At 67.5% G+C, this 2,885-nt stretch carries 2 protein-coding genes; both read right to left on the bottom strand.

The window, feature by feature from the left end; all coding sequences use genetic code 11:
- Positions 1-79: 79 nt before the first annotated feature.
- Complete coding sequence (gene rox / locus ABZ570_RS33200; protein WP_358072019.1) at positions 80-1,504, bottom strand: rifampin monooxygenase; 1,425 nt, start codon at positions 1,502-1,504, stop codon at positions 80-82.
- A 454-nt stretch (positions 1,505-1,958) separates the two neighbouring features.
- The coding region (locus ABZ570_RS33195) for a polysaccharide pyruvyl transferase family protein (protein ID WP_358072017.1) at positions 1,959-2,885 on the bottom strand (927 nt) is incomplete at its 5' end.

The following is a 2,885-nucleotide window of genomic DNA, read 5'->3' as shown; positions in this document are numbered from 1 at the left end:
AAAACCCGAGGGCGACCAAGGGAATCCCCGTCCTTTAGGGCGGGGAGGATGTCAATTCGGTTTCACCGGCGAGATCAGGTTAGTTGGCGGGCTTGCCGAACCAGCGGGAGAGGTGGTCGTCCAGGTCCTGTTGGTCGTCGCCGATCCAGGCGACGTGGCCGTCGGGGCGTAGCAGGACGCACGGAACATCCAGTACCGCAGTGGGATCCCCGAGGTAATCGACCCGGTCCGACCAGCCGCCGACGGTCAGGCGTTCGGTGCGGTCCAGCAGCAGACCGCGGCCGCGATGCAGCAGACCGTAGAGGTGGCCCTGTTTCACGTCGATGTCGCGCAGGCGGCGGCCGAGCAGGTCGGGGCCTTCGCCGAAGTCGTAGCGGATGCCGATCGCGGTGATCTTCTCGATCAGGTAGCGGTTCACCTCGTCGAAGTCCATCAGTTCGGTGAGCAGCCTGCGCACGGCCTGCGGGCCCGGTGCGGTGGACAGCAGTTCCATCTGGGCGCGGGTGTTGTCCAGCACTTCCTCGGCGACCGGATGACGTTCGGCCTGGTAGGTGTCCAGCAGTGTTTCCGGCGCCCAGCCGCGGATCTGTGCGGCCAGTTTCCAGCCGAGGTTGAATGCGTCCTGAACGCCCAGGTTGAGGCCCTGTCCGCCGGTGGGTGGATGGATGTGTGCCGCATCGCCGGCCAGCAGCACCCGCCCGACCCGATAACGTTCGGCTAGCCGGGTGGCATCCCCGAAGCGGGACAACCAGCGCGGGGAGTGCACGCCGAAATCGGTTCCGGCGATGGTGCGCAACTGTTGTTTGAAATCCTCGAGGGTGGGCGGTTCCGCACGATCACTGACTCCCGCGACGGGGACCACGACGCGATAGACCCCAACGCCTGCGGGCCCGAGGCTGAATCGCTTATCGGTCTCGCGGATTTCGGTCACCTTGGCGGTGATCTCCTCCTGCGGCACACCCACTTCCATCTCGCCCATCAGCGTCTCGGTCCGCGAGGGCTCGCCGGGGAAGCCGACGCCGAGCAGTTTGCGCACCGTACTGCGCCCGCCGTCACAGCCGACGAGATAGCGCGAACGCAGCTGCTCCCCGTCGGCCAGCTCGACGGTCACACCCTCGTCGTCCTGCTCGAAATCGGCCACCGCACAACCGCGCCGGACCTGCGCACCCAGTTCGATCGCATGTTCTTCGAGCAGGTTGACGATGACCGGCTGCGGGATGCCCAGCAGATAGGCGTGCGCGGAATCCAGGCCGTCGGGCGCGGGTTTGTTGACAGCGGCGAAGAAGCCGCCGGCCGGACGCTGTCTTCCGTGTTCGAGAACGCGCTCCAGCAGCCCGCGCATTGCCATCAGCTCGATACTGCGAATGTGCAGACCGACTATGCGGACGAACGACACGGGCTCGGTTTCCTTCTCCAGAACGAGTACCCGCACATCGTGCAGCCGCAGTTCGGCGGCCAGCATCGCACCAGTCGGCCCGCACCCGGCAATGATCACGTCGAACATGAGGGGCGCACGATCGGCGCCGGAGGCCGGCGATGGGAGGCCGGGGACGTCGCTCACAGTGGAGTCGCGCTCGACCGTATCGTTCGACGACGGCTCGGCGGTGAACTGCAGAGGGTGCATAGGTGTGCCTTTCGGGAGTGCCTTCTTGGCGAGGCGCTCCCGGCGACACCTACGTCAGACGCCCGACCGTGACGGGAGGGGGAGCACCCACATCGATACAGCTTTCATGGGTCTCACCTCCTCGGGCGGTGTCACGGCCAGCTGCAAGCTACAAGCCCGAGCATCATCCCGTCCAGTCCTTTCCCGCCACGTGATCACGACTCCAGACGGGCCCGTGTAGCGGCGGGGATGTCTCCGGCGCGGAGCGCGGCATGGACGGCCACCACCACCGGGTCGAAGAGCCGATATACCCGGCACCCACACAAACCTGCGAACTGGCACAGGCGTACGAGGATCAGCGGTGCAGCATCCGGCGCACCGGCCCGCGGACGGCCCGCCGTACCCGCTCGCTCAGCTGCTGGGAGCGCAGCGAGTCGAGGGTTTCCTCCAGCGTCCGCTGCTGATCCCGCAGCCGCTGGATCCGGGTCAGCAGGTCCTCGGGTGCGGTGGCGGTGGCCGGGCGCACCGCGGGCGGGAAGCTGGTCTGGCGGACCTGCTGGTCGAAGCGGGTGGCGCTGTCCCCGTCGGCGAACGCGTGCCCGAGGTCGTGCCGGGCGAGGAAGTCGATGATCCGGGTGAAACGGGCCTTGTGGCCGTCGTTGAGGGCGCTGTAGTCGGCCTCCGCGTAGAGGTCGGCGGCGTCCACGTCCGCCGGCACGTCCCGCATGATCCGGTGCGGGATGCCGAAGTAGCGGGCCAGCTCCAGGGTGCGCGAGTCGTGGGCGAGGAGATACCCGGGGGTGCCGGAGATCAGCGCCGTGATGGTGCCGTGGATCCTGGTGCCGAAGGCGAAGTCGAAGCCGGAGAGGTACTCCATCCAGGGCCACGGGTCCATGAACATCCGCACCTTGTCCTCGACGAAGAGCGGGTGCGAGGTGTGGATCGGCATGCCGTCGGACTTGCCGCGCAGGTGCGGCCGGTCGCCGTAGAGCAGGGTGCCGAGGGTGTACAGGTCCTGCGCCACGTACCGCAGGTTCGGGTAGCGCTGGTGATGGTGCTGGATGATCGGGGACAGCGCCCGAACGTACGGCGAGATGACGAACGCGAGCCGGTCCTCGGTGTTCAGCGTCGCCTTCGCCTTCTCGATCCGGAGGCTGTCGCCGTGCAGGAACATCGACGGGCAGCCGATCTGCTCGACTGCGGAGAAGCCCAGGGTGCGCAGGTAATCCTCGGTGACCTCGCCGCGTACGCCGATGCTGTGCGAGCGGTCGAGCACCGCCCG

This window comes from Micromonospora sp. NPDC007271, from assembly GCF_040634005.1.
In the GTDB taxonomy this organism is placed as follows: Bacteria; Actinomycetota; Actinomycetes; order Mycobacteriales; family Micromonosporaceae; genus Micromonospora.
This window is presented reverse-complemented; position numbering and strand designations above follow the sequence as displayed.

Excerpts from the sequence above, each read along its gene's own strand:
- rox (WP_358072019.1), bottom strand. The coding sequence starts at position 1,504 with ATGTTCGACGTGATCATTGCCGGGTGCGGGCCGACTGGTGCGATGCTG.